The organism is Neisseria sp. P0009.S007, assembly GCF_051962515.1.
In genome coordinates this window covers 1-1,394 of record NZ_JBQCVF010000347.1, presented here as the reverse complement: position 1 = coordinate 1,394, position 1,394 = coordinate 1, and the positions used below count along the sequence as shown (strand labels likewise).

General features: G+C 49.5%; 1 protein-coding gene. It reads right to left on the bottom strand.

Annotation, left to right across the window (positions count from 1 at the left end; all coding sequences use genetic code 11):
• Window positions 1-5 precede the first annotated feature (5 nt).
• The coding region (gene ilvA, locus ACTHS3_RS13140; protein WP_440368146.1) for a threonine ammonia-lyase, biosynthetic at window positions 6-1,394 on the bottom strand (1,389 nt) is incomplete at its 5' end.

The following is a 1,394-nucleotide window of genomic DNA, read 5'->3' as shown; positions in this document are numbered from 1 at the left end:
ACTGATTAAGCCAAGAAAAGTTTATAAGCCGGATTATCGGTTTCTTCTTTATAAACATAACCCAAGCTCTCCAAGAAATCGGTAAAGGCTTCATTGTCGCTTTCAGGTACATCGATACCGACTAAAATACGGCCGTAGTCCGCACCATGATTGCGATAATGGAACAAGGTAATATTCCATTCGGCGCGCATATGGTTCAAGAAACGGGACAATGCGCCGGGGCGCTCAGGGAATTCAAAGCTGACCAAGCGTTCGCTGGATACTTTTTCCGTCCGTCCGCCGACCATGTAACGGATATGGATTTTGGCGATTTCGTCATTGGTCAGGTCGACATTGGGCAAACCTGCGTCAGCCAGTTGTTTGCTGATGACGGCCAAGTCTTGCGCACCGGCAGTTTGCAGGCCGACAAAAATATGAGCATTGTTGTCGTTGCCGTAGCGGTAGTTGAACTCGGTAATGTTCCGACTACCCAAGACATTGATAAACTTGAGAAAGCTTCCTTTTTCTTCAGGAATGGTAACGGCGAAAATACCTTCGTTGCCCTCGCCCAGCTCACTGCGTTCTGAAACATGGCGCAGGCGGTGGAAGTTCATGTTGGCGCCACTGGTGACGGCAACTAGGTTTTGACCTTGAATATTGTTTTTAGCAACATAAGCCTTCAAGCCGGCAAGGGCCAATGCACCCGCAGGCTCGGTAATGCTGCGCGTATCGTCAAAAATATCTTTAATCGCGCCGCACAACATATCCGTATTGACCGTAATAATCTCGTCCAACAGCTCTTTACACAGGCGGAAAGTTTCCTCGCCCACTACTTTAACCGCTGTGCCGTCTGAAAACAGACCGACATCTTTCAAATGTACGATTTCCCCAGCCTCAACCGATTGCTTCATACAGCAAGAATCATCGGTTTGCACGCCAATGACTTTAATTTGAGGGCAAACCTGTTTGATGAACGCCGCTACGCCTGCTGCCAAACCGCCGCCGCCAATCGGCACAAAAATCGCATTGATATTGCGGTGCTGGCGGAGGATTTCCATGCCGACAGTGCCCTGACCTGCAATCACATCAGGATCATCAAATGGCGCGATATAGGTCAGTTTTTCCTTTTCTGCCAACTCCATCGCATAATCATAGGCGTCGTTGTAAGAAACGCCTTTCAATACCACTTCACCGCCACGGCTCTTTACTGCATCAATTTTGATTTTCGGCGTAGTTTCCGGCATCACGATGACGGCGCGGCAACCCAAATATTGCGCCGATAAAGCCACACCCTGCGCATGGTTGCCCGCGCTTGCTGCAATCACGCCGCAATCCAAGGCTTCTTTCGGCAGCTTCGCCATTTTGTTGTACGCACCGCGGATTTTGAACGAAAACACCGGCTGCAAATCTTCACG